Here is a 24649-nt window from a genome sequence, read left to right as displayed (position 1 = left end):
AGTAAAAAGTTCCAATAAATTCATCAATCAACACACAATTCTTACCAATAAAATGAAAACCATTTATATCGACTTTACAGACCTCGGAGATTACGACGATTTCTATGCACAGCTCAAAGAAAAATTGACGCTGCCCGAATTTTTCGGCGATAATCTGGATGCGCTTTACGACGCCATCACCGGAGTTCTGGAGCTTCCGCTGCATATTGAATTTGTGAATATGAGCGTGGAACAGCTCGAAACATTCGAAGATTTACTCGTGATGCTGGAAGATGCCGACGAAGAAATCGAAGACTTTACTTTTTCCTATTTTCTCGTGCAGTATGGCGACGAAGAGTAAGGCCGACTTATTTTTGTAAATCGTGCTGGATAAAACTTAAACTTTTAAATAAAAAAACCACCGAATCCGGTGGTCTTCTTTGATAGGAAGAAAAAATGAAAAATTTATTTTAAAGCGGCGAGCAAATCCACGCCGTTTACGGTGGCCCAGTTTCCAGGTGTTAAGGCTACTTTCTTCACAGCGGCGTCGCTGGTAAAGGTTTTACCACCGTTTGGTGCATATGCGTACCCCCAGATATTAAGGTTGTCGGAATTCACGTGATTAACGGGAGAAACCACCACTTTTCCTTTGTTAACCTGCTCGGTCTCCGTAGCCGCATCCTGAATTAAAACCGCGAAAGCTTCTTTGCCATCCGTGTTTTTATAGCCATCGATATAAACATTAGAAAAAATTCCGGAACCATGTTTTTTGAACTGGATTGCAGAAATTTCAATGGAGCCTGCAGTTTCCGGCTTTGTTCCGGCCGCGCGAATCAGTGTTACACCATTCACTTTGGGTGCCGTATTATCAGCGTTTCCGGAGGATTCGATCTCCATTCCAAAATTTCCGACGGCGGTTTGGTAAGCAAACCAATTGCTGTTATTTTGTCCGCTCCAGGAATCCTGCCAATCGAAAGCATCGTCGTAATTGCCGTAAGAAACCAGATTTTTGCCGCTTACGGTGCCGCCGAAAAATTCGTAGCCATCGTCGGTTCCCTTATAAGAAACGAGATTTTCCAAAACGGTACCGGCGCCTACAGCATAAAACGTCATGGAATTGGTTTCGGAAGTTCCGTCGCCAATTTTTTTACCACCGTATTCCACGCGGACAAACTGCAGACTTCCAGAGTTGTCATTGGGATTGTCGCCGCCGTAATACACGTTGTTACCATCTTCTGAAAGGGCTTTGGAGGCGCCGTTGATGGCTTTTATAGGAGCATTTCCATACAAAGTAACGCCGCCCCAGTCGCCGGGTTTTTTATTGTCTGAAGTGAAAACGACGGGTTCCGAGGCTGTTCCTGCCGCCATTATTTTTCCGCCCTGCAAAACAACCAAACTGCTTCCAACCGAAGTTTTCGCCGTGAAAGTGGCGCCGGCTTCGATGGTTAAAGTAATTCCCTCCGGAACTTTCACGATTCCTTCCAGGGAATAATTTCCTTTTTTTACTAAAGTGTTCTTGCTTAAAGTTCCCGTCAGCGTTCCTGTTCCGTCGAGAACCGCGCCTGTAGTTTCGCCGCCTGTGGAGCCGCCGCCGTTCATATCGGCGTCTTCTCTTATTTCTACAGTGCAGGAGGTTACCGAAAGTATTACTGCTAAAGAAAGCAATGATAAAATGTTCTTTTTCATGTTATTTTTTTATTTTTTTTGATTTATTTTTTTAAAATGTATAGCCCGCGGTGAAGGTAACCGATGTACCGCGTTGGTAATCCGTGTGAATATTGGTCCGTACGTCCAAAGGAATATAGCCGTCGTCGCCCTGCTCCAGCTTATAAGCGCTGTTTAAAATGTTTAGTATTCCCATTTTTAAATTCCAGTTTTTCGTAAGCTGCGCATTATACACCAAATCGAGTTGATGAAAAGGTCTTTCGTAGATATGATCCAGCCCGGACGTTCCCACGGTGTAGATTTTCGAGCCCGAAACGTTGTAGATTAATGAGGCGGTTTGGGGCAGATTTTGGCCATTTCGGAATTCGTATTTTAAATCCGCATTCATGGTCCACGGTGCCGCACCCTGAAGTTTTCTGTCCTTCAGTTCACCCGAAAAGTTGAGCGGTTTTTCCTGCTCCAGTTCTTCGGCGCTTCTGTCAACTTTCGAATACATAAAGGTAGCGTTGGCGCCGAGACTGAACTGATTTAAAGATTCCGAAATTCTGGACAGATCCACGATTCCTTCTAATTCGGCGCCGCCGAGAACGGCACTTTTCGCATTGAAAAAGGTAATCGCCACCCCATTTGAATTTCCGGAAGCGGTGTAACTTCTTTCTATCGCGTTGTCGATTTTTTTGGCAAAAAGATTTAGCGCAAACAATTCTTTATTCGTAGGAAAAAATTCATACTTGAAGTCGAGATTGTAATTTTCGCTGTTTTTGAGATCTTTGTTTCCCAGAATATTTTCGTTATCGGGATTGATGTACGTAATCGGCATGTACTCGATAAGAATAGGTCTCGTAATGGTTTTACTCGCGGCAAAGCGAATGTTGGATTTATCGTTCAGCACTTTTTTAACTGAAAATGAAGGCAAAATGAAATACTGGTTTCGAGTGAGACTGTTAAATTCCCTGTCGCTCTGCTCTTTATATCTCGTGATGTTCATGTTGTTCTCTACGCGGCCGCCAATAAGGAAGTCCCAGGTATCGTCCGGTTTGAAGTTGAGGTTCAAATAACCTGCATTTACGAATTGATATAAATTCGAGCGGTAGACATTTTCGTTGGTTTCTTCCTTAAAATGGAAAGCACCGTTCATAATGTAGTTGTCATACGTTTCCTGCGGATGATCAATATCCACCGTCACCGTCCTTAAGTCAACATTATCAATGCTCGACGCAATAAAACGGTAGGAATTGCTGCGGTGATCTGCAAAACCGTTGTAACCCAGCGCAACTTGCCACGGATAGGTTTGGCGGTTTCCTTTTTCCCCCAAAAAAACCGAATATTCTGCGAGGCCCGAAAAGTAGTCGTTGCCGTCAACATCAAGATACTGGCGGATCAGGTTGTTTCCGCCGAACGTCATTTCAACTTCGTTTGGATTGCCGGTCAGGTAGCCTTCAGAAATTTTACGGTCGGGCTGCTGAAAATTATTTTTCACCCAACTTCCACCGACCTTAAAGAGGTGGCGGTCTCCAATTTTTTGGCTCGCCCAAAGCTGAACATCCAAAAATCTGGAAAGGTCCATCTGGTCCACGCGAAAAAAGCGTTTCCCCGCGTCCTGTTCTTTTTGGTCTTTATAGCCCACAAAATCTGATATAGAATTCGTAGCGTTTTGCAAATAAATAGCGTTCAATCCGACGTTGAGGTCTTTGTTTTTGTAAGCAAGGCCCAGCATCGCCGAAGATTCCAGTTCGTACAGATACTGCTTTCGGTGCAGGTCGTTGTTCATTTTTCCTACCGTTTGCAAAGAGATGAACTGGTTTTTATTGCCGCTGGTCGTTTCGTATTTGCTTTCCTGATTCAAAGAAAAAAGCAAACCTAAATTCCATGTTTCGCCGACTTTTAATTTTTGCGCCGTCGTGAAGCCGATATGAGTGTCGGGCAAAGCTTTGATGTTGTCCACATTCCAGCCGTCTTTAAAGGAATTTACAGACTGCGCAGGCGTAAAATTGTAGTTGGTAGGCACAAAATCTTTTACTTCATCCGGAAGTTGGCGGTCTCTGGAGTTTAGCCCCGCATAACCTTTCATTGTGTACGCGTTGGGATTAACTTTGAAATTTTTGAAGGTCGATTGTGTATTATATCCAAACCCAAATTCAACCTTAGAAAAAGCACGGTCAATCGTCAGGGTTTCAATATCGAACGTGGCGCCCGCAAAATCCGCGTAAAGATTGGTGTTAAAGGTTTTATAGATATTCAGTTTTCCTACCACGTCGGTTGGGAATTGTTTTAAAGCAATAATTTTCTGAAACGGATTGTTGGAGGGCGAACCCAAACCATTAATCAATAAAGTATTGTAGCGCTCTTCCAGACCCCGAACAAACAGACCGCGGCCTTCCACGGTGGTGATGCCAGTAATTTTCAGAAGTCCCTGTTCCACATTGGAAATTCCTTTTCTCGCAATTTCTTCCGCCCCGATCGCCTGTTTCTGAATGATCGCCTTTTTTTGATCGAGCAAAATAGCGGTTTCGGATTTTTTGTTTCCAACCCCGCGGATAATGACGCCCTCGATATTTTTTTCCTTCTGCACCGTATCTCTTTCCACCACCTGTCCGTATAAGGCACCTGAGGCGACTAGGAAAAATGCGGCAATACTCAGTTTTCTGATTTTCATTTCTTCTTTTATTAGTTTCTATTTCAATGCAAAGGAAGAAATTGCGCTGCAGTTCGGTGTTGCCTCAGTTTTAACTTTGTTTTAAGATATTCTGAACAGAATACCGCCGGTGTTAATTAATTATTAACATTTTAGTTGCCTGAATTTGCAATGTTAAATTTGATTAATTTTGAGAGGTAAAAACTTAAAATGAAACAGAAAAAAATTCTTTTAATTGATGATGAGCAAGATATTTTGGAAATCCTTTCCTATAATTTGGAGAAAGAAGGTTACGAAGTTTCTACCGCTGCCAATGGAACGGAAGGCATAGAAAAGGCAAAGGAAATTATTCCAGACTTAATTCTGTTAGATGTGATGATGCCCGAAAAAGATGGCATAGAAACGTGTCAGGATTTGCGCAAGATTAAAGAACTACAAAAAACCCTCATCGTTTTTCTCTCCGCACGCAGCGAAGAATTTTCCCAACTCGCGGGTTTTCAGGCAGGCGCAAACGATTATATCGTGAAAATCATCAAACCGAAAGTCCTGACCTCGAAAGTAAATGCACTTTTGCAGCTGACTTCCCAGATCTCGGATTCCACAAAAAACATCGAAATCGGCGATCTCATCATTGATAAAGACAATTTTCGCGTTTCCAAAGCCGGACAGCTTTTTATGTTGCCGAAAAAAGAATTTGATCTGCTTTATCTGCTAGCTTCGAACACCGATAAAGTTTTCAAACGCGACGAAATTCTGGAAAAAGTCTGGGGAAACGAAGTTATCGTGGGCGAAAGAACGATTGATGTCCACATCCGACGACTGCGCGAAAAACTGGGCATCAACACCATTCAAACCTTAAAAGGAATCGGTTACAAATTAGTTGTGTAAATTTGTTTCATGCGGATTCACAAACTTACTTTGCTCGCTTCTGTTTTTCTTACCATCGCCATGTCCTTCGTAGCGTTGGTTTTCGATTATACGAAAGACAGGCTCGTTCACGACCAAAGTACGTTTTATCTCACTTTTATCTGGTGCGTGGTAATTATTTTCGGCATCAATTATGTGATCCTGGACTATCTTTTTAATTTTTACGGCAAAAAACAGATTCAGAGGATTTCTACGATCTTACCTGAAGAATTCGCGACGGAAGATCATAACGATCTGAATTTTAAAGAACTTGGAGAAAGGTTCACGGAATTCAGTCAGAAAAACGCCACCGAACTCGACACGATGAAGGAGATGGAAAAGTATCGGAAAGAGTACATCGGCAATGTTTCGCATGAACTGAAAACGCCGCTTTTTTCCATTCAAGGTTATGTGGAAACCCTGATTGACGGCGGCGTGGAGAACCTCGCCATCCGCGATAAATATCTGGAAAGAATCGACAAATCGGTCGAACGCCTGCTCACCATCGTGAAAGATCTGGACATGATTAATCAGTACGAATCCGGTGAAATTATCTTAAATGTAACGACATTCGATATCAATCTGCTCATCCGCGAAATCATCGATCTGCTCGATTTGGAGGCGCAAAGAAAAGATTCAAAAATACAGCTGGAAACTTCCGCCACGCAGATCCTTGTGAATGCCGACAAACACAAAATTTCTCAGGTTTTAATCAATTTAATTTCGAACGCAATTCATTATGCGAACCGCGATAAAGCGCAGATTATCATCAAAACAAATATTTTGCGCAACAAAGTTCTGGTAGAAGTCCAAGACAACGGAATGGGCATTAAACCCGAAAATCTGCCGCGGATTTTCGAACGCTTTTACCGCGTAGAAAGCAGCCGAAACCGCAAAGACGGCGGCTCCGGTCTCGGCCTCGCCATTGTGAAGCATATTTTGGAGGCACACGGCGAGAATATTTCCGTTCAAAGCGTTTATCTGGAAGGTACACAGTTCAGTTTTCTGCTCGAAAAAAGCATTTAGAAAGCGGCAAAATGTAAGCAAAACTTTTTGAAAAAAAAGGGTTTAAATTTTTTTTTGCCAAAATTCAATTGTTCTATATTTGTAACTGAAAGTAATCTTAAAAAAAGTAACCCCCTAAATTTTAAAGGAAAAAAATGATTTATAAGATCCGTGTAATTTTAGACACCAAAGATGATATTTTTAGAGATATCGAGATCAAAGAAAAACAAAATCTTTGGAATCTGCACTTGGGAATCAAAAGTGCATTCAGTCTTATGGGCGATGATTTGTCGATCTTCAATATTTTAGATAAAGATGGCGTAATCTTAAAATCGGTTCCGTTGGAAGACATGAGCGACGATGGCGACGGGGAAATTATGAGCGATATTTATCTTAGCGAAGCCTTCGAAAACGTGGGCGATAAAATACATTTTCAGTATGGTTTTATGGATTTGTGGGAGTTTTTCTGCGAATTGATAGAAGAACATGATGAAAAACCCGCAGTTAATTATCCGATTACCGTGTTCCGCTTCGGAAATATGCCCCTGAAAGCGCCGAGTAAAACTGCGAAGAAAAACGGTAAAAGTGCTGTAATTCCTTTGCTGGATGATTTTGGCAGTTTTGAAGACGAATTCAACTCTACAAGTTTTGCCGACGAAGACGACGACAATTTCGATGAGGAGGATGAAGACGACTTCGAAGATGATTTCGATGACGATACTACCGACGATATTTAAAAAATACAGCCTCTGATTTCAGAGGTTTTTTTCTGCTTAAAACCGGTGCGCAAAAGATCCGTGATTTCTGATTTACATTTAAATATAATACATTTGTCAGAAATCATCAAGAATGAAAAAACTCCTTCTTTTAGCCATTATTGGTTTGGGAATTCTTTCCTGTACCACCCAAAAATCCTCAAAAATGACCGATTCGCCCCAAGAGTGGAAACACAACACCAATATTTACGAAGTTAACGTAAGACAATATACAAAAGAAGGAACGTTCCGCGCCTTCGAAAAAGAAATGCCGCGTCTGAAAGAAATGGGCGTGAAAACGTTGTGGTTCATGCCCGTCACGCCTATCTCTCAAAAAGTGAAAAAGGGAAGCATGGGAAGCCAGTATGCCGCGCACGATTACGTTTCCATCAATCCCGAATTTGGAACGATGGACGATTTTAAACACATGGTGGATGAAGCGCACAAAATGGGCTTTAAAGTAATTATCGACTGGGTGGCAAATCACACCGGTTGGGATCACGTCTGGACGGTTTCTCATCCCGATTACTACCTCCACGATGAGGACGGCAAGTTCCACATCGCGTCTGGAATGGATGATATTATAGAACTCGACTATAAAAATCCGGCAATGAGAACAGCCATGATCGAGGCGATGAAATTTTGGGTCCGCGAAACCAATATCGACGGTTTCCGCTGCGATCTGGCAAGTTGGGTAGAAGTGGATTTCTGGGAACAGGCACGACCGGAAGTTGAAAAAATTAAACCCCTGTTTTTTATTGGCGAGTTTGATGAACTCGATAATCCGGAGTATGGAAAAGTTTTCGACGCGAGTTATTCCTGGACGTGGATGCACAAAACGGAAGATTACTACAAGAAAGACCTGCCGCTGTCGGATTTGAAAGATCTGCTGATGAAATATTCCGCCCTTGGCGAAAATTCCATGCGCGCCTGGTTTACGACGAATCACGATGAAAATACGTGGAACGGCACTGAATATGAAAAATATGGCGTCGTTGCGAAACCTTTAGCTGTCTTTTCCGCGACGTGGAACGGCATCCCGCTTCTATATTCCGGACAGGAACTGCCGAACATGAAACGTTTGGAATTCTTCGAAAAAGATGTTATAAATTGGAATGGAAACAATAAGATGGCGCCGTTCTACAAAACATTGCTTAATTTAAAATCTTCCAACTCCGCGTTACGCGGCGGCGATACGAACGTTACGACCTATCTTTTAAGAACTTCCGCAGACGATAGAATTTTAGCTTACGTCCGTAAAAATGGAAAAGATGAGGTTCTGGTGGTTTTGAATATGTCCAAAGATCCCGTTAATTTTACGCTTAATGATGAGAATGTTTCCGGCTCTTTCAAAAATGTATTCGATCAGACTAAACGGGACTTTTCCGGCGATAAAAGTTTTGAAATGAAAGTCGGCGATTACGCTGTTTTTGAGAAATAAGAACTTAACCCTTTCAGCCTTCAAAAGGCTGAAAGGGTTCTGCGAGACCAGTTAAAGCTAACAAAATGCAGATTGAAAAAATAGAATTTGGCAGATTTTATCATATTTTCAACAAGGGAAATAATAGTGAAGATATTTTCTTTGAAGAGGAAAATTATCGGTATTTCTTAAAACTTCTTGCAAAATATATTCTGCCGGTTTCGGAAATTTACTGTTATTGTTTACTGCGAAATCGATTTCATCTCGTAGTCAGAATTAAAGAAAAAGAGGATTTGGTATATGCCGATTTTACGTATTCGACAGTCGATAAACCGAAAGATTTTGATGCTTCCAGACAGTTTTCGCATTTTTTTAATGCCTACACTTTAGCAATTAATAAGCGGTACAGGCGATCCGGAAGTTTGCTGGAGAAACCTTTTGAAAGAAAACTTATTCTGGACGATAATCAGTTGAAGCAAACTATTTTGCATATTCATCATATTCCGCTAATAAATGAAATTGTCGAAAATACAGAAGACTATAAGTGGAGTTCTTATCGAACGATCCTTTCCAATACTCCTACCAAAATTCAGCGACGTAAAGTACTTGAATACTTTGATGGGAAAGAAAATTTTATTTTCTGTCATCAAAATTCTTAAAATTAAACAACCCTTTCAGCCTTCTGAAGGCTGAAAGGGTTCTCCCAAACAAAATGAACAAATCTCAACTCATCACCATCATTCAAAACAAATTAGCCGAAAAAATTGATAATTTGGAACGCCTGATTTCGGAAACGCGCGCTTCCAACAACGAAACAAAAAGTTCGATGGGCGACAAGTACGAAACCACGCGCGAAATGGTGCAGCAGGAAATCAACAACCTCCAGATTCAGCTCAACGAAAACATAAAAGCCAGAACTTCGTTGCAGTTTATTAACACCAACCTTCACCAAAAAGTTGGATTGGGAAGTTTGGTCGAAACGGAGAAAGGTTTCTTTTTTATCGCTGTTTCTTTGGGTGAGGTTACTTTGGATGAAAAGAAAATCTTCGTGATTTCTATGGAAAGTCCTTTAGGAAAAGTATTGTCCGGAAAAAAGAAGGGCGCAGAAATTTTCCTGAACAATTCCAGACAAACGATTCAGGAGGTGTGGTAAAAATCTCTATTTTTGCAAATTATTAAATGATTTTTTAAATTGCTCACCACTTATTATTTATTTCAAAAATGCAAAATTACCTCGATCTTCTTCAACATATATTGGATAACGGAACCGATAAAACCGACCGCACCGGCACCGGCACGCGCAGCGTTTTCGGGCATCAGCTGCGGTACAATCTGTCGGCAGGTTTTCCTCTCGTGACGACAAAAAAGGTACATTTAAAATCCATTATTTATGAATTGCTGTGGTTTTTAAAAGGCGACACCAATATTAAATACCTGAACGACAACGGCGTTTCTATTTGGAACGAATGGGCCGACGAAAATGGTGATCTTGGTCCCGTTTACGGCGCGCAGTGGAGAAGCTGGGAGGGTGCGAACGGAAAAATAATCGATCAAATTACAGATGTTATCGATCAGATCAAGAAAAACCCGGACTCGCGAAGACTCATTGTTTCTGCCTGGAATGCCGCAGAAATCCCGAATATGGCTCTAGCACCGTGTCATGCGCTTTTTCAGTTTTATGTAGTCGACGGCAAATTGTCGCTGCAACTGTATCAAAGAAGTGCCGATGTTTTTCTCGGCGTTCCCTTTAATATTGCGAGTTATGCCTTGCTTTTAATGATGGTGGCGCAGGTTTGCGACTTAGAAGTGGGCGATTATGTGCATACTTTCGGCGATGTTCATATTTATAACAATCATTTCGATCAGGTTCATAAACAATTGGGAAGAACGCCGAAAGCTTTACCCACCATGAAACTCAATCCTGCTATTAAAGATATTTTCGATTTTGATTTTGAGGATTTTACGTTGGAAAATTACAATCCGGAGCCTGGAATAAAAGCGCCGGTCGCGATTTGAAACAGAATACCGAGGTGAGGCAGTGATGCTTCACTTTTTTTGTAACTTTTCCTCAAATTAACCTACCAATCGATCAATGAAATCCTTAAAAATAAACATCGACGATAACGCAGATCTTGGCAAATTGGCAGAACTTTTAATTCAGATTAAAGGCATTAAATCCGTGGAGATCATCGATGAAGCCAATCAGGAAAGCGATCTTAAAAAAGCCGTGACGAAAAGCAAAGAGCAACTGAAAAGCGGCGATTACGAATCTTTTGTCAACGATCTTTTCGAAACTTTCGTCAATAAGAAATCTTAAAAATAAATATCCATACCTAAAAATCTCTTCTTTTAAGCATGAAAAAAATAATTCTCTCTCTCGGTTTGCTCGGAATTTTATTTTCCGGAAATGTTTTTGCCCAAACCGAAACCTCCGGCCGCACCGAAGTTTACCGAGCTTCGCACACGAAAATGACGGAACTGAAACACACCAAACTGAAAGTCAATTTCGATTACCAAAAAGAACAGATGGGCGGCGAAGAATGGCTCACGGCCTCGCCGTACTTTTACCCCACGGATTCTTTGGTTTTGAATGCGAAATCGATGTTAATTCATGAAGTCGCGCTGGATAAAAATGGCAGCAAAAGTCCTTTAAAATATGAATATAAGGATGATATGCTCAAAATAAATCTCGATAAAACCTACAACAGAAATCAGGATTATACGGTTTACATTAAATATACGGCGCGTCCGAACGAGGTGACGCAAAAAGGCAGTGCCGCAATTTCCGATGCAAAAGGTCTTTATTTCATCAACGCGCAGGGCACGGACAAAGATAAACCTACGCAGATCTGGACCCAAGGCGAAACAGAATCGAGTTCTGCCTGGTTTCCCACCATCGACAAAACCAACCAAAAAACGACGGAAGAAATTTACATGACCGTTCCGGATAAGTACGTGACTTTATCCAACGGAATAATGAAATCCTCTACAAAAGAAGCGAATGGTTTGCGCACCGATCATTGGGTGATGGACAAAAAACACTCGCCCTATCTATTTTTCATGGGCGTGGGCGATTACGCGGTGGTGAAAGATAAATGGCGCAACATCGACGTCGATTATTATGTGGAAAAAGAGTACGAACCGTACGCAAAACAGATCTTCGGCAACACGCCGGAAATGATCGAATTCTTTTCCAAAAGATTGAATTATGATTATCCGTGGTCCAAATACGCCCAAATTACGGGTAGAGATTATGTTTCCGGCGCGATGGAAAACACCACGGCGACGCTGCATCAGGAATCTGCACAACAAAAACCCGGCGATCTTATCGACGAAAATAAGTGGGAAGAGACCATCGCGCACGAGTTGTTTCACCACTGGTTTGGTGATCTCGTCACTGCAGAAAGTTGGAGCAATCTGACGGTTAATGAATCTTTTGCCAATTATTCTCAGTACTTATGGAATGAGCATAAATACGGAAAAGACCTTGCCGATTACGGGTTGATGAAAGAAAGTAAAGGTTATATGTTGGATCCGTCCAACATTTCAAAAGATCTGGTCCGTTTCAATTACCACTCGCGCGAAGATATGTTCGATGGTGTTTCTTATAATAAAGGCGGCGCAATTCTTCATATGTTGAGGAATTATTTAGGCGACGATGCGTTTTTCGCCGGCCTTAATTATTATTTGAAAACTAACGAATACGGCAGCGCCGAAGCGCATCAACTCCGGCTTTCTCTGGAAAAAGTTTCGGGGAAGGATCTCAACTGGTTCTTCAGCCAATGGTATTTCGACAGCGGTCACCCGAAAATTTCTTACACAACGACGTTCGAGCCTGTTAAAAAGGAGATCACGGTTTCGGTGGCACAAACTCAAATTGGAAAAAATTTCGAGTTTCCTTTAGCGATCGATGTTTTCGAAAACGGAAAACCTTCCCGCAAAAATGTTTGGGTAAGCGCGAAAGAGAAAAACGATTTCACATTCTCCGTGGGTAAAAATCCGGAACTGGTCAACATCAACGCAGATGGAGTTTTGCTTGCCGAATTTACCGATACGAAAACGCCGGAACAGTATTTCGTTCAATATTCTGGGTCCAAAGATTTTTTAGGCCGATATAATGCCGTAGAAAATGCGGCGGAGAACGCAGCTAAAAATCCTGCAGCTTTAAAAACTTTGGCCGCAGCGTTAAAAGATTCAAATTTCAGAATCCGCATGAAAGCTTTGAATGGATTGGATTTATCTAAAGCAGATCAGTCAAAGGCCGCTCTTTCCGAAGTTGAAAAAATGGCCTCCGGCGATCCGAAAACTTTGGTTCAGGGCGCGGCGATTGCGGCCTTAGGAAAAACAAAAGACAAAAAATATCTGCAGCTTTTCGAAAAAGGAATGAATGCTCTTTCCAACTCCGTGAAGGCCAATTCCCTTTCTGCAATTGCGGCGATCGATCCCGCGCGCGTCGCGGCTTTAGCTGATAAAATTGATTTGGAAGGTGCCAGCGACGATGTAATTGCCGAATTGATGCCGACGATCATTAAAAACAAAATCGAAAAGCAAATGCCCGCAATTGCGTCCACGGCGGCATTTTACCCGTTCATCAAATTTCAGAAACCTGAACTGGGAGCCGTTGCCGAAGAAGGTTACAACTGGATCATGAGTTCTGATAATTTGAAATCCACGGAAAATGTAACGAAAGTTTTAACGCAGGTGAAAGGCCAGATTGGTCAAAATCCGCAGGCTAAAATGATGATCGTGCAAATCCTGAAAGATGGCCTCGCAAAAAAGATGCTTGTTTTAAAAGCTAATCCTTCGAGTCCGACCATCAATCAGCAAATCGATCTGATCAACAAAACCATTGAAGCGTATAAATAAACGTTAAAAATAATTGATACTAAAAGGACTTCCATTTTCGGAAGTCCTTTTTTATTGAGATCAAGGCGCGAATTCATGTGGCGTCTCAAATTTAGCCCCAGAAATTTTCGTCACCAACATGGCCGCGACGGTATCACCCGTGGCGTTTAGAACAGTGGCTAAAGGATCGACCAAGGTTCCTAAAATCATCACCGCCGGAATCGCTTCCACGGGCAACTGATATACAGAGATCATCAGCATTTCGCCGATATAGCCGCCATTTGGGATTCCACCTGCAACGATACTCACAAAAATTGTGATTCCTAAGGCCAAAACGAGATTCATCGGATCGAAAAAATCTTCGCCAATTATTAAAAAGGCGACGTAAATTTTAATGATGGACGACATCGAGGAACCGTTTTTATGCAGCGTGCTGCCAATGGGTATTACAATATTTGCAATGGAACTTGGAATTCCGATTTTTGCTGCGGCCTGCAAATTAGCCGGCATCGTCGCGAAGCTGCTGCATGTAGAAATCGCCGTTAAAGTTGGATAAATATTGGCAGTCCAGAACTGTTGAACGCCGCTTTTCCCTTTCGCCAAAAAAGCGTACAGCGAAAAGAAAAGGAGGAAATAAACGACTCCGGAAACATAATATAATCCAAGTGGTTTGGCGTAGAATCCGAAAAGCTGCGGCCCAATCGTCGCGACCTGATACGCGAAATAGGCGCCCAAACCAATCGGCGCACCTTTCATTACAAGAAGTAAGAGTTCTTTCATCACTTCGTAACCCGAAGCCAAAAAAAGGTGGAAAGTTTTTCCTGCCTCACCGCTTTTCCGAACAGCTGCGCCGGTTAAAAAAGCAAAAATGAGTAACGCAAGCATGTTCTTCCGCGAAAAAAGATCGGTGAATTCCCCGACCGTGAAAAAGTTGACGATGCGGTTTCCCCACGTTTCATCGCCCGAAGTTTCAATGACTTCTTTCGAAGTCGACGGCAAAGCTTCCGTCGGAAAAAAGTAAACAACGGCGACGGTGAAAAGAGCCGCAACAATGATAAAAAAAGAAAGGTAATGATCATCGAGAAAATGATCTTTCCAAATTTTCCACCTTGTTCTACACTCGCGATGGAATTTGCCACCGCAAAATAAATGAGCGGAACTACGCTGACGAAAAGTAAATTAAGAAAAATATCACCGAGCGGTTTCAGGTAAATCACAGCGTCCGGAACAAAAATTCCTATTAAACTTCCGATGGTGATGCCGCCCAGAAGCAAAATAATGGCGGAATAATTTTTCAGAATGGTTTTCATCAATAAATATTTCCTCAAAGATATACGGAATTTTTAAAAATAATTGAGAGAATTGCGGCAGTTTACACCGTCCAGGAATTATTGGCGACGGCGACCAGATAATAAAGACCATTATATTCCTCGAAAACGAAAATCAAAGAATTCCAGTCCATGCCGCTGTAAATTTCGGTCCCGGGAATATAATTTTCGGTGACTTCTGCATCAGGATAAATTTTTTGAATGTTGTTCAGCGTGTTTCCTTTTCCTTTAAACTGATTGAAGGAGAATTCAGCTGCAGTAAAATCCCGTTTGAAAAGCCATTCCCGGAAATAATTTTTGATGGGCAAGACGAGCGGATCGCCCGAGCCGTCTTTTTGGCCCCACGTAAACTGCGTGTTTTTTTCCAGGTGAAGGTTGAATTCTTCGCGCGTAAAATGTTTGTCTTTTTGAGGGTTCAGATGGGCATACATCGAAAAATTGACGCCCTTCTCCGGATGAATGTAAGTGGCAAATTCTTTGTAATTTTTATCTTTTAAAACATCCAGAATTTCATTATTTAAATTTCTGAACTTTTGGCTTTGGCTTTCGATCCGCACCGTATCTAAAACAATATTTGCAGAATCGATGCTGTTTTTACTGGAGTCCAACACCAGAGACTGCTGTTCAGTATTTTCTTTTTTACAGCAGATTAAACACAACATGGTTAAAACAAGGATTGATTTTCTCATTTCGACTGGAATGCAAAAATCGTGTCAATTATAATTTAAAACCCTTCAAATATCTTAGTACAGCGGCTGGATTAAACAGGCCTTTTTAATATTTAACAAAACTTTAAAACAGTTTCCTCTTAGGTTTTGGTAAATTTGAATAAATCATTTTTTATATGGCTTATATCGATTATTATAAAATTTTGGGAATTGATAAGAAATCAAGTGCCGATCAAATAAAAAAAGCGTATCGCAAACTCGCCCGCAAATATCATCCAGACGTTAATCCCGGCGATAAACAGGCCGAGAAAAAATTCAAAGAAATTAATGAGGCCAATGAAGTTTTGAGTCATCCTCAAAATCGGGAGAAGTACGACAAATATGGCGAAAACTGGAAGCATGGCGAAGAATACGAGAGGGCGCAACAGCAGCAACGCCAGTACCAAAGTCAGCAAGGTGGAAGCTACAGCGATTTCGGCGGTGCAGATTTTGGCGAAGGCGCGGATTTTTCCGATTTTTTCCAAAGCATGTTTGGCGGCGGCGGCGGTTTCGGCCAAAGTTCCAGGGGCAGCGCTTCCGGGAAATTTAAGGGTCAGGATGTTTCCGCGGAACTGAACCTGCATTTGAGAGATGCCGCAAAAACCCATCAACAAACTTTTGATATCAACGGTAAAAAGGTACGGATTACAATTCCGGCGGGCGTTGCCGACGGACAAAAAATTAAACTGAAAGGACATGGCAATCCCGGTGCTAATGGTGGACCGAACGGCGATCTTTTCATCACTTTTAATATTAAAGATGATGCTCATTTTAAAAGAAGCGGCGACGATCTTACGTCGGACGTGGAAATCGATTTTTATACGGCAATTTTAGGCGGCGAAGTTCCCATTAAAACGTTGGACGGAAGTGTAAATTTAAAGGTAAAGCCGGAAACCGCGAACGGCACCAAAGTCCGCCTGAAAGGAAAAGGTTTCCCCGTTTACAAAAAAGAAGGCGAATTTGGCGATCTGTTTGTGACTTATAAAATTAAAATCCCGACCAATTTAACGGCGAAAGAAAAAGAACTGTTTCAACAATTAAAAGATTTAAGACGATGAGTGAAAGAATATCCCGCGAAGAACTTGTGAAAATTTACGATATAGAAATCACTTTTTTCGATTCTCTGGAAGAATCGGGATTGCTGAAAACGGAGAAAATCGATGAGGTGAAATATCTGCTCTACGACGAGCTGCCGGCTTTCGAACGGTTCGCAAACTGGCATTACGATTTAGAGGTTAATTTACCCGGCATGGAAATTATTCATGATCTTTTGGAAAAAATGGAGGTTCTGCGTGAAGAAAACCGAAAACTGTCGCGGTTTGCGGCGCTCGGCGGAAATCTTTAACCGGCCTTTCGGCGCGATCCGTAGATCTTTTTTGAAGCAAAAGCAACGACTGAACTGATCCTTTTCTACAAGCGCTTTCAAAGAAATACAAGATTATCTTTGCTAAAAAGGCGCCGATCTTCAATAATTTTTAGTTCAGGATCACTAGCAAAGTAATTTTTTAGACCAAATTTTCGATAGATTAAAATTCATTTCAACATTGAGATGAATTTTTTTTATAAAAAATCCGTTCGCTGGAAAAAATATTCTAAATGGCTAAAACGTAATGATATTGGGCGGTAGAGACGGTTTTTGATATTTTTTAAACTTTTAACGAATAAAAAAGTTTGAACTATTTTATAAAAATCTACTACTTTGTATTGCATAATACTAAATAAATTATATATCTTTGTATTGTAAGATTTAGGAAGGAATGATTTCAATGCCATTTTAGAAATACTAGTCTTCTAAAATTGCTCAGAAAAATTCGAAATTAATCTTCAAAACAATTAACTAATTAATAACCTCATAAAAATGAACACAGAAAACACCAAAGCGCAAATGCGAAAAGGCATTCTGGAATTCTGTATTTTGAGTTTAATTGAGCAGAGAGAAATGTATGTTTCGGATCTGATTGACGAACTGAAAAAAGGAAAACTGGATGTGGTGGAAGGAACACTTTATCCGCTCCTCACCAGACTGAAAAATGGCGAATTCCTTTCTTACCGTTGGGAAGAATCCACGGGCGGACCGCCGCGAAAATATTACCAGATCACCGAAAAAGGCAAGTTGTTTCTCGCCGAACTTCGCACCACCTGGAACGAGCTTACCGATTCGGTCAACCAAATAACTAAAAACATTAACCCTTCGAACGCGCCCGAAAGCACGTTTCAACCAAATCCTTAATACCATGAACAAGACACTCTCAATAGGACTCGCCGGTTTCTCATTCACCATTGAGGAGCACGCATATATAAAACTCAGCGATTATCTTGCGGCACTGCGCAGCTCTTTGGATGCCAATGAGGCCGACGAAGTAATGCACGATATCGAAATCCGAATGGTGGAAATCTTTAAAGATTCTTTAGGAAAACGGGAAGTCATCAACGACATTGATGTGGAAAGAGTTATTTCTCAGATAGGACGGCCCGAACAGATCGAGGAACAGGAAGAAGCTTATTTTTCCGAAAAAACCACCAAAAAAGACCAACGCAGTTCCGCGAACTATAACGGCACCAAACAGCTTTTCCGCGATCCGGAAAAACAGAAGATCGCCGGAGTTTGCGCAGGTTTAGCGCATTATGTAGGAATGGACATCAGTGCCATGCGCGCCATTTGGTTAGGCATCGCGATTTTAGGCATATTTACTGCCGCGATTTCTACAACACTAATCGTATTGATTTACATTATTCTTTGGGCGGTTTTGCCCCAGGCAGAAACAGCTACGGACTTTTTGAAAATGAAAGGGAAACCCATGAATTTCGATAACCTGAAAAACGAATCCAATAAACTGGTTCAGTTCGCAAACGAATCTACACAAAGAGTCGGCGAAATCTACACCGAAAACAAACCTTACATCAACACTGCCGGCAGCGGACTTTGGAATGTCATCAAATATCTGATTGGTGGAATTTTTGCCCTGATGGCAGTAGGCAGCATCATCGGCGTGTTTGTGCTCTTTGGAATGTTTGGGATCGACTCCAATTTTCCCGGCGCGAACGAAATGAAATTTTATTTTGATGACGATGGATTATACAACGTTTTATCGGCCCTCATCATTATCGGATCGTTAATTCCGGCCATCCTTTTCACTTTGTTAAGCATCAAAATTTTCTCCCCGAAAACCAAACTTAGAAATATTGGGTGGGTGATCGGTGCTTTATTTGTTACACTGATGGCGCTTGGGGCATATTTTGGGGTACGCATGGCAGGAAAAGAAGCCTTTCTGAAAGGTGATAAAGAAGATACGCAAAATGTGGACATCAACACAACTTCCGACAGTCTGTACGTCGATATGAAACAGGTGGTTATTCCGCAAAATTTCACGGCTTATGACGACGATGTTTTTTCCGATAAGAAAATGGTTTACGAAGAAGATTATCCGTCTGTAGACGTAACCAGAAAATCCGACATTACCACGCCTTATTTAATCATTAAAAAAGAAGGAAAAGGATATAATATTCCCGTTCAGCTGGAAGTTCCGGTAGAAATTCAGGGAAATAGAATCCTGCTTCCAAATTTTATGAAGTATCCATACGAGCAGCGATTCCGGGATTACCGCGTGAATTATGAACTGGTAGTGCCGCAAAAAACCCAGATTTTTAAAGTTAGAGATAACGTTCTGCATTTGGAAGGCGATCTGAACGGCGACGGAAACAGCGATAATGACGACGATGACAGCGACCGCGTGAGCATGAACTTTGGGAAAAACTCCATTGTGGCGACTTCCGGAAATAAAGATTCCATGATCGTTAACGGTAAAAAGGTTTCCAAAGAAGTGGGCCAAAGAATGGTCGATTCCATGGATGTTGATTTTAAAGATCTGAAAGACGTGAACATCTCCATTAAAAACGGTAAAAAGGAAATTTCCATCAAAACCAACTAAATGAGAGTGGACGAGCAAAAGATCAGTAACTCCACACAACGTTTCGCTCTTTCGGGAGCGGCTTGGAGCGAGGATCTTTTCGCTTGTTCCCTAAAGATGAAATTTTAAAGAAAATTTAACAGTCAAATTGCGTTCTACTTAAAAAAATAGGTTAATTTCGTACTGTTAAAATGAAAAGTCCTCCACTTTAACAATTAAAACATAAAATCATGGTACAGTTCGTATTCGAAATCGCAATGAAAATCATGGATTTCATCAGCAGCCTAATTTAGACAGAATAATTTCAATATATTTGTAAAAGTATAACCGATTTTTTGGTTATACTTTTTTATTTGAAGCACCCACGAACCTTCCTTATTCCCCAAAATATTTAATATGAAAAAATTCTTCGGAAAATTAATTTTAAAACTGATCGGTTGGAAAATCATTTTGGAAGGCGACGTCGATAATCTCGACCGCTGTATTCTCGTTGTCGCACCACACACCGCCAATGAGGAATATCTTTTGGGAAATCTCGCTTACTGGGCACTGGACAAACCTTTGAAAGTGATCATCAAAGATGAACATACAAGAGCCTGGTACGGCTTTGTTGTAAAGGCACTGGGCGGAATCGGCATCGACCGTTCCAAGAAAAATGACCTCGTGAAATTTGTGGTTGATGAATTTAAGAAAGACAGTTTCAGTTTAGTCATCACGCCCGAAGGCACTAGAAGCCGCGTGCCGAAATGGCGAAAAGGCTTTTACCACATGGCTTTGGCGGCGAAAGTTCCGATTGTCGTGGCCGCCGGAGACTTTAAAAAGAAAGAGATTCATCTTGCGTATAAAATTTCGGTGGAAGATTTGGAAACGCGCACCTACGAGGATATTATGGCGGAAATGGAGGAGTATTACAAAAAAATAACACCGAAATATCCCGAAAAATGGAATCCAAAAATATATTAAATCCCAACCAATAATGGAAAGCAGAGAAGAGATTTTAGACCGATTAAACTCCTGGGGTGGCGAAACGCTGGGCAAAACTTTAGATATTATTTTTACCGATGTTACCGACGAGTCGTTGACGGCAACCATGCCCGTAACGCCGAAAGTTCATCAACCTTACGGGATTTTGCACGGCGGCGCCAGCTGCGTTTTGGCCGAAACCCTGGGCTCCAGCCTGTCGGTTTTGCACGTCGATCTACAGAAATTTGCGCCCGTGGGTACCAACATCAATTCGAATCATCTGCGAAGCAAAAAAAGCGGTATCGTTACCGGAACCGCAAAATTTATCAGAAAAGGCAGAACCATGCACGTTTCGGAGATTGAGATTCGCGACGAAAAAGGCGAACTCATTAATCATACGACGATGACGAACAATATTATCCCGCGCTGATTTAAATTTATTCAAAACTTTTTTTGAATTTTAAAAATTGAAGAATGCTCTATTTCCGGTTTCCTTTTTCCGATCAGATCTGTACGACAACAGAAAATTCCGCCGAAATTCCGGTTTCGTTTGTTACTTTCGACCAGTCGGAAAACCTTGATTTTTCGGGAAAAATCGTCAGTATTTCGAAAGAAAAATTTTTAGCTTCAGAAATTTCTACCCTTGGTCTTTCAACAGAAGTGCTCGAATTTAAAGAGGAAAATCAAGTCGAATATGAACAGAAATTAAAAAATGTCATCGGTTTTATCAAAGAAAACGACCTTTCGAAACTCGTCATTTCGCGCCGAAAATTGGTGAAGTATGAGGATTCTTCCATTAATTTATCTCAAACTTTTCTCAATCTTTGTGAGGCCTATCCAAATGCTTTTGTGTATTTCTTTCTGAAAAAGGGGCAATGTTGGCTCGGTGCTTTTTCTGAAGTTTTAGGAAAATTCAATAAAAAAAATTCGCAGTTCGAAACCATGAGCCTGGCCGGAACGTTACCGGTAGCAGAAGTCTGGACCGACAAAGAGATCGACGAGCAAAAACCTGTAACCGGCTATATTGAGAATATTTTAAAAAATTATTCCGACAGCATTGAAAAGTCCCAAACCTGCGATCATTTTTCCGGAAACATTAAACATTTAAGAACCGATTTCAAAGCAAAGATCCAAGCAGAAGAGGTGGAAAAGATTATTGCGGACCTTCATCCGACGCCCGCTGTGTGTGGTATTCCGAAAGATTTTTGCCGGGATGCAATCGAGAAGTTTGAAATTCATCCGAGAAATTTATACGCAGGATATATTCGTGTGGAAACAGACGATTACATTCAGTATTTCGTGAATCTGCGTTGCGCTGAATTTTTTGGGAATGCAGCTTTAATTTATGTGGGTGGCGGAATTACGGCCGAAAGTTCGCCCCAAAAAGAATGGCAGGAAACCGAACTGAAAGCCGATGCTGTCTTAAAAAACATCGCCTTCTCAAAATAAATTTTAAACTTTTTCTGCGCCGTTGAATTTCAGTTGAAAACTAAACGAAAATTAGGTGATTTAGGGGTCATTTAATGCGCAAAACCCATTAAGAAACTTACAAGCATAATCCCCAATACGATCACGGAAACGATGACGTAGGTGTAATCTTTTTCTTTCAGGTACCCGACAAGGGCGAAGAGAAGTCGTACAAGCGGCGTCAGGATCAGCAGTAAAATTCCGAGCTGAATGATGGCCATACCTTCAAACTTAAGCAAAGAAGTCCAGAAAGACTGCCAGATCGTACCTTCCGGAATTTCGAGGGCCGCGTAATCTTTCGGCATTTCGAAACCTTCCAAAAAGAGTTTAACAAATCCAACAAAAGACGTAATCACCGACAAAATAACGCCTAACCGAAGGAGATTTCCGACGGAACGGTTGAGATCCAAATCTGTAAAATGTCTTTTCATTACTTAAAATTTTGTTGAATTCCGTTGTACATCATGTAGATCGACAAAATAGAAACCACCACGGCAAAAACCACTTTGAGTTTTTTGGTCTTCGAAACCATCAATGTTTTCGACCCGATAAAACTGCCCAAAACCACCCCAATTAAAACGGGTGCAACGATGACGGGAATAATCTCGCCGCGCTGAAAATAGATAAGCGAACTCGCCACGGCCGTAACGCCGATCATAAAATTACTCGTCGTCGTGGAAACTTTAAAAGGAAGTTTCATCAAATTATCCATGGCCAAAACTTTCAAAGCGCCGGATCCAATGCCAAGAAGCCCAGACATAATGCCCGCAAACGCCATCATAAAAAATCCCGAAACAGTGTTGCGTGCAGAGTAGGCCTTCATCACGCCTTTATCCGGAAAAGTCCCGAAAAGCTGCAGACGGTGTTCCAAAGTTCCTTCAATCAGCGGTTCCTGATGGTCCGGCTTTTTTCGCAGATTTAAAATAACGGTAAGGATTAAGATGCTCGCGAAGATAATTCCAATAGTGTTCGGATTGAGAAGGCCGGAAATTAAAGCGCCCACGATTGCGCCGGTAGTGGTTGCGATTTCCAGAAACATTCCGATGCGGACGTTCGTAAATCCCTCCTTCACAAAGGCCGCTGCCGACCCCGACGATGTGCCGATAACCGAAATGAGTGAGGCGCCGATCGCATAATGCATCGGTACACCGAAACCTAAAGTTAATAAGGGAATGATAACTACACCGCCGCCAAGTCCCGTTAAAGATCCTAACAATCCCGCAGACACGGCGCCAAAGAACAGAATTAATATTTCCGACATGTCACAAATTTAAGAATTTTTCGGCAGGTGAAGAAACGATAAGGACTTAAAAAAAGACGGTTTTAAAACGAATTGCGCACGGTAAATATTTTTTAAAAACGTATTTTTGTTTTTTAAAGAAATGAAATTATACTACGTTGTTCTCGGCGCCACGCCGAAAGGCAGAAATACGGAGCAGCACGATGTTTTCTTCGGCATCGCGGAGTCGCTGAAGGAACTTGTTCCCGATATGAAGCGCTTTTGGCCGGAAGCGAAAGGTAAAATCCATATCGACTGTTATCAGGAAGTGCGGTTTGTGGATGGTTTTGAAATCAGAATCGTAGAAAAATCGCCGGAAATTTCAGACAATCACCTTTTCTTTATCAATTTGGGCGGCTATGAAGCGGGCAGATTTGAGGAACTTCATCAACAGTATTTAATGGTCGATCAATCGATGTCTAAAATCATCAAACGCGTAAAAAAAACCGAATTTTACAAGACAAAGGGTTTTCCCGAGGCAGTAAGCCACATCGACGATAAATACGCGGTCGACATTGATGATATTTTTAAAGTAGATGACATTCTACCCTTAGAAATGAAGGAAAAATTTTCCCTCGTTCTCGAAAAAACAGATGTTGAAAATCAGGAAAATTTTACGCACATCGGATATTTAAAAATCAGTAAATTAAAATAAAATATGAAAATTGGAATTTTAGGCGGCGGACAACTTGGCAGAATGTTAATTCAGGATGCCTTAAATTATGATGACGAATTTTACATCCTCGATCCTAACGCAGACTGTTCCTGCGCCAATATTTCTTTTTTCACGCAGGGAAACTTCAACGATAAACAAACCGTAATCGATTTTGGTAAAGACAAAGACGTCGTATCCATCGAGATTGAGCACGTGAATGTTGAAGGTCTGGAAGCGCTGGAAAAGCAGGGCGTAAAAGTAATTCCGACTTCAAATATCATTAAAATTATTCAGCAGAAAATTTTGCAGAAACAGTTTTACGAAGAACACCAAATCCCCAGTCCGCCTTTCCAGATCATTCTTTCCAAAGAAGAGGAAATTATAATGGATTTTCCGTTCGTTCAGAAATTGAATACCGGCGGTTACGACGGAAAAGGCGTTCAGATTATTCGCGATGAAAACGATTTTAATAATTTGTGGGACGAGCCTTCCGTTCTCGAAAATTTAGTGGACATCGACAAAGAACTTTCTCTGATTATTGCGAAAAACGAAAGCGGCGAGATCAAAAGTTTTCCCGTCACCGAAATGGTTGCAGATCCGAAATTAAATCTTCTCGACTTTAATATTTGTCCGGCTCAGATTTCGAAAGAAGTTCAAATTCAAATCGATGCGATTGCGGAAAAATTTATGAATGCTGCCAATTCCGAAGGTTTGTTTGCCATCGAACTTTTTTTAGATAAAGACGGAAAAGTTTGGGTGAACGAAACGGCGCCGCGACTGCACAATTCCGGACATCAGTCGCAGGAAGGTAATGTCAATTCTCAATTCGAGCAGTTTTACCGGGTGTTGAAAAATTTACCTTTGGCCAATACCGAAAGTTGTGGTTTTTCCGGCATGTTGAATCTGGTGGGCGAAGAAAATTTTAGTGGAAAAGTAAAATACGAAGGTTTAACCGACGTTCTTCAATTATCCAATACCTACGTTCATTTGTACGGCAAAACTCAGACAAAACCCGGCCGAAAAATGGGTCACATTAATGTGGTGGCCAATTCCCGCGAGGATCTTTTAGAGCAATTAATTAGCATTAAATCATTAGTGAAAGTGGTCGCAGCTCCATGAGAAAGATTTATTT

The 24649-nt window shown here is 41.4% G+C and carries 24 protein-coding genes and 1 pseudogene; 19 read left to right on the top strand and 6 right to left on the bottom strand.

Annotation, left to right across the window (positions count from 1 at the left end):
• The first annotated feature begins 52 nt into the window (after nucleotides 1-52).
• Nucleotides 53-340 carry a barstar family protein gene (locus tag L0B70_RS02455; protein ID WP_235142739.1) on the top strand — a complete coding sequence of 96 codons (288 nt, stop codon included), beginning with the start codon at nucleotides 53-55 and terminating at the stop codon, nucleotides 338-340.
• 104 nt (nucleotides 341-444) lie between these two features.
• Here the strand turns inward: L0B70_RS02455 and L0B70_RS02450 are convergent, their stop codons facing one another.
• Nucleotides 445-1665, bottom strand: coding sequence for a hypothetical protein (locus tag L0B70_RS02450; protein ID WP_235142738.1), 1221 nt, complete (start codon nucleotides 1663-1665; stop codon nucleotides 445-447).
• Between the two features lie 31 nt (nucleotides 1666-1696).
• On the bottom strand, nucleotides 1697-4300 hold the full coding sequence (locus L0B70_RS02445) for a TonB-dependent receptor plug domain-containing protein (protein WP_235142737.1): 2604 nt from the start codon (nucleotides 4298-4300) through the stop codon (nucleotides 1697-1699).
• Between the two features lie 189 nt (nucleotides 4301-4489).
• Here L0B70_RS02445 and L0B70_RS02440 point away from each other — a divergent pair, with 189 nt between their 5' ends.
• The 9 genes from L0B70_RS02440 to L0B70_RS02400 all read left to right on the top strand — a co-directional run bounded on the left by L0B70_RS02440 (nucleotide 4490) and on the right by L0B70_RS02400 (nucleotide 13231).
• Nucleotides 4490-5167, top strand: coding sequence for a response regulator transcription factor (locus L0B70_RS02440; protein ID WP_235142736.1), 678 nt, complete (start codon nucleotides 4490-4492; stop codon nucleotides 5165-5167).
• 9 nt (nucleotides 5168-5176) lie between these two features.
• On the top strand, nucleotides 5177-6211 hold the full coding sequence (locus L0B70_RS02435) for a cell wall metabolism sensor histidine kinase WalK (protein ID WP_235142735.1): 1035 nt from the start codon (nucleotides 5177-5179) through the stop codon (nucleotides 6209-6211).
• Nucleotides 6212-6345: 134 nt separating this feature from the next.
• The gene (locus L0B70_RS02430; protein WP_235142734.1) at nucleotides 6346-6927 is read left to right on the top strand and encodes a plasmid pRiA4b ORF-3 family protein; all 582 of its coding nucleotides are present in this window, start codon (nucleotides 6346-6348) and stop codon (nucleotides 6925-6927) included.
• Nucleotides 6928-7039: 112 nt separating this feature from the next.
• Nucleotides 7040-8386 (top strand): alpha-amylase family glycosyl hydrolase, encoded by a 1347-nt coding sequence (locus tag L0B70_RS02425; protein ID WP_235142733.1) that lies wholly within the window; start codon nucleotides 7040-7042, stop codon nucleotides 8384-8386.
• Nucleotides 8387-8451: 65 nt separating this feature from the next.
• A complete protein-coding gene (locus L0B70_RS02420; protein WP_235142732.1) occupies nucleotides 8452-9024 on the top strand; it encodes a hypothetical protein in 573 nt (190 codons plus the stop codon).
• Between the two features lie 53 nt (nucleotides 9025-9077).
• On the top strand, nucleotides 9078-9518 hold the full coding sequence (locus tag L0B70_RS02415; RefSeq protein WP_235142731.1) for a hypothetical protein: 441 nt from the start codon (nucleotides 9078-9080) through the stop codon (nucleotides 9516-9518).
• Nucleotides 9519-9586: 68 nt separating this feature from the next.
• Nucleotides 9587-10381 (top strand): thymidylate synthase, encoded by a 795-nt coding sequence (locus L0B70_RS02410; protein ID WP_235142730.1) that lies wholly within the window; start codon nucleotides 9587-9589, stop codon nucleotides 10379-10381.
• Nucleotides 10382-10457: 76 nt separating this feature from the next.
• Nucleotides 10458-10682, top strand: coding sequence for a hypothetical protein (locus L0B70_RS02405; protein WP_235142729.1), 225 nt, complete (start codon nucleotides 10458-10460; stop codon nucleotides 10680-10682).
• A gap of 38 nt (nucleotides 10683-10720) precedes the next feature.
• On the top strand, nucleotides 10721-13231 hold the full coding sequence (locus L0B70_RS02400) for a M1 family metallopeptidase (RefSeq protein WP_235142728.1): 2511 nt from the start codon (nucleotides 10721-10723) through the stop codon (nucleotides 13229-13231).
• A 60-nt stretch (nucleotides 13232-13291) separates the two neighbouring features.
• Here L0B70_RS02400 and L0B70_RS02395 read toward each other — a convergent pair.
• Nucleotides 13292-14520 (bottom strand): annotated as a pseudogene (locus L0B70_RS02395) (dicarboxylate/amino acid:cation symporter).
• A gap of 62 nt (nucleotides 14521-14582) precedes the next feature.
• The gene (locus L0B70_RS02390) at nucleotides 14583-15227 is read right to left on the bottom strand and encodes a hypothetical protein (RefSeq protein ID WP_235142727.1); all 645 of its coding nucleotides are present in this window, start codon (nucleotides 15225-15227) and stop codon (nucleotides 14583-14585) included.
• Nucleotides 15228-15382: 155 nt separating this feature from the next.
• Here L0B70_RS02390 and L0B70_RS02385 point away from each other — a divergent pair, with 155 nt between their 5' ends.
• From L0B70_RS02385 to L0B70_RS02355, 7 genes are all read left to right on the top strand, one after another.
• Nucleotides 15383-16303 (top strand): DnaJ C-terminal domain-containing protein, encoded by a 921-nt coding sequence (locus L0B70_RS02385; RefSeq protein ID WP_235142726.1) that lies wholly within the window; start codon nucleotides 15383-15385, stop codon nucleotides 16301-16303.
• Nucleotides 16300-16590 (top strand): chaperone modulator CbpM, encoded by a 291-nt coding sequence (locus L0B70_RS02380; RefSeq protein WP_235142725.1) that lies wholly within the window; start codon nucleotides 16300-16302, stop codon nucleotides 16588-16590. Before L0B70_RS02385 ends, L0B70_RS02380 begins: the two co-directional genes overlap by 4 nt.
• A 513-nt stretch (nucleotides 16591-17103) precedes the next feature.
• Nucleotides 17104-17475, top strand: coding sequence for a PadR family transcriptional regulator (locus tag L0B70_RS02375; protein WP_235142724.1), 372 nt, complete (start codon nucleotides 17104-17106; stop codon nucleotides 17473-17475).
• Nucleotides 17476-17479: 4 nt separating this feature from the next.
• Nucleotides 17480-19174 carry a PspC domain-containing protein gene (locus tag L0B70_RS02370; RefSeq protein ID WP_235142723.1) on the top strand — a complete coding sequence of 565 codons (1695 nt, stop codon included), beginning with the start codon at nucleotides 17480-17482 and terminating at the stop codon, nucleotides 19172-19174.
• Nucleotides 19175-19549: 375 nt separating this feature from the next.
• A complete protein-coding gene (locus L0B70_RS02365) occupies nucleotides 19550-20116 on the top strand; it encodes a 1-acyl-sn-glycerol-3-phosphate acyltransferase (RefSeq protein WP_235142722.1) in 567 nt (188 codons plus the stop codon).
• Between the two features lie 13 nt (nucleotides 20117-20129).
• Complete coding sequence (locus tag L0B70_RS02360; protein ID WP_235142721.1) at nucleotides 20130-20546, top strand: PaaI family thioesterase; 417 nt, start codon at nucleotides 20130-20132, stop codon at nucleotides 20544-20546.
• Nucleotides 20547-20590: 44 nt separating this feature from the next.
• Nucleotides 20591-21565 (top strand): chorismate-binding protein, encoded by a 975-nt coding sequence (locus L0B70_RS02355; RefSeq protein WP_235142720.1) that lies wholly within the window; start codon nucleotides 20591-20593, stop codon nucleotides 21563-21565.
• 71 nt (nucleotides 21566-21636) lie between these two features.
• Here L0B70_RS02355 and L0B70_RS02350 read toward each other — a convergent pair whose 3' ends face one another.
• The gene (locus tag L0B70_RS02350) at nucleotides 21637-22014 is read right to left on the bottom strand and encodes a DUF1634 domain-containing protein (protein ID WP_235142719.1); all 378 of its coding nucleotides are present in this window, start codon (nucleotides 22012-22014) and stop codon (nucleotides 21637-21639) included.
• Nucleotides 22014-22844, bottom strand: a complete 831-nt coding sequence (locus tag L0B70_RS02345; protein WP_235142718.1) for a sulfite exporter TauE/SafE family protein — start codon at nucleotides 22842-22844, stop codon at nucleotides 22014-22016. The genes L0B70_RS02350 and L0B70_RS02345 overlap by 1 nt, the downstream gene beginning before the upstream one ends.
• 121 nt (nucleotides 22845-22965) lie before the next feature.
• Here L0B70_RS02345 and L0B70_RS02340 point away from each other — a divergent pair, with 121 nt between their 5' ends.
• Together L0B70_RS02340 and L0B70_RS02335 are read left to right on the top strand one after the other, a co-directional pair.
• Nucleotides 22966-23517, top strand: coding sequence for a DUF1543 domain-containing protein (locus L0B70_RS02340; RefSeq protein ID WP_235142717.1), 552 nt, complete (start codon nucleotides 22966-22968; stop codon nucleotides 23515-23517).
• Between the two features lie 3 nt (nucleotides 23518-23520).
• Entirely contained in the window at nucleotides 23521-24636 is a 1116-nt protein-coding gene (locus L0B70_RS02335; RefSeq protein WP_235142716.1) for a 5-(carboxyamino)imidazole ribonucleotide synthase, read from the top strand.
• The last annotated feature ends 13 nt before the right edge of the window (nucleotides 24637-24649 follow it).

The sequence above is a fragment of the Kaistella sp. 97-N-M2 genome, assembly GCF_021513235.1.
GTDB lineage: Bacteria > Bacteroidota > Bacteroidia > Flavobacteriales > Weeksellaceae > Kaistella.
The sequence above is the reverse complement of the archived record's forward strand: the minus strand, read 5'-3'. Positions and strand labels throughout refer to the sequence as shown.

Coding starts and splice junctions, on each gene's coding strand:
- L0B70_RS02335 (WP_235142716.1), top strand. CDS start 23,521: ATGAAAATTGGAATTTTAGGCGGCGGACAACTTGGCAGAATGTTAATT.
- L0B70_RS02340 (WP_235142717.1), top strand. CDS start 22,966: ATGAAATTATACTACGTTGTTCTCGGCGCCACGCCGAAAGGCAGAAAT.
- L0B70_RS02415 (WP_235142731.1), top strand. CDS start 9,078: ATGAACAAATCTCAACTCATCACCATCATTCAAAACAAATTAGCCGAA.
- L0B70_RS02425 (WP_235142733.1), top strand. CDS start 7,040: ATGAAAAAACTCCTTCTTTTAGCCATTATTGGTTTGGGAATTCTTTCC.
- L0B70_RS02400 (WP_235142728.1), top strand. CDS start 10,721: ATGAAAAAAATAATTCTCTCTCTCGGTTTGCTCGGAATTTTATTTTCC.
- L0B70_RS02370 (WP_235142723.1), top strand. CDS start 17,480: ATGAACAAGACACTCTCAATAGGACTCGCCGGTTTCTCATTCACCATT.
- L0B70_RS02360 (WP_235142721.1), top strand. CDS start 20,130: ATGGAAAGCAGAGAAGAGATTTTAGACCGATTAAACTCCTGGGGTGGC.
- L0B70_RS02455 (WP_235142739.1), top strand. CDS start 53: ATGAAAACCATTTATATCGACTTTACAGACCTCGGAGATTACGACGAT.
- L0B70_RS02430 (WP_235142734.1), top strand. CDS start 6,346: ATGATTTATAAGATCCGTGTAATTTTAGACACCAAAGATGATATTTTT.
- L0B70_RS02405 (WP_235142729.1), top strand. CDS start 10,458: ATGAAATCCTTAAAAATAAACATCGACGATAACGCAGATCTTGGCAAA.
- L0B70_RS02350 (WP_235142719.1), bottom strand. CDS start 22,014: ATGAAAAGACATTTTACAGATTTGGATCTCAACCGTTCCGTCGGAAAT.
- L0B70_RS02410 (WP_235142730.1), top strand. CDS start 9,587: ATGCAAAATTACCTCGATCTTCTTCAACATATATTGGATAACGGAACC.
- L0B70_RS02380 (WP_235142725.1), top strand. CDS start 16,300: ATGAGTGAAAGAATATCCCGCGAAGAACTTGTGAAAATTTACGATATA.
- L0B70_RS02355 (WP_235142720.1), top strand. CDS start 20,591: ATGCTCTATTTCCGGTTTCCTTTTTCCGATCAGATCTGTACGACAACA.
- L0B70_RS02375 (WP_235142724.1), top strand. CDS start 17,104: ATGAACACAGAAAACACCAAAGCGCAAATGCGAAAAGGCATTCTGGAA.
- L0B70_RS02435 (WP_235142735.1), top strand. CDS start 5,177: ATGCGGATTCACAAACTTACTTTGCTCGCTTCTGTTTTTCTTACCATC.
- L0B70_RS02440 (WP_235142736.1), top strand. CDS start 4,490: ATGAAACAGAAAAAAATTCTTTTAATTGATGATGAGCAAGATATTTTG.
- L0B70_RS02385 (WP_235142726.1), top strand. CDS start 15,383: ATGGCTTATATCGATTATTATAAAATTTTGGGAATTGATAAGAAATCA.
- L0B70_RS02365 (WP_235142722.1), top strand. CDS start 19,550: ATGAAAAAATTCTTCGGAAAATTAATTTTAAAACTGATCGGTTGGAAA.
- L0B70_RS02445 (WP_235142737.1), bottom strand. CDS start 4,300: ATGAAAATCAGAAAACTGAGTATTGCCGCATTTTTCCTAGTCGCCTCA.
- L0B70_RS02450 (WP_235142738.1), bottom strand. CDS start 1,665: ATGAAAAAGAACATTTTATCATTGCTTTCTTTAGCAGTAATACTTTCG.
- L0B70_RS02420 (WP_235142732.1), top strand. CDS start 8,452: ATGCAGATTGAAAAAATAGAATTTGGCAGATTTTATCATATTTTCAAC.
- L0B70_RS02390 (WP_235142727.1), bottom strand. CDS start 15,227: ATGAGAAAATCAATCCTTGTTTTAACCATGTTGTGTTTAATCTGCTGT.
- L0B70_RS02345 (WP_235142718.1), bottom strand. CDS start 22,844: ATGTCGGAAATATTAATTCTGTTCTTTGGCGCCGTGTCTGCGGGATTG.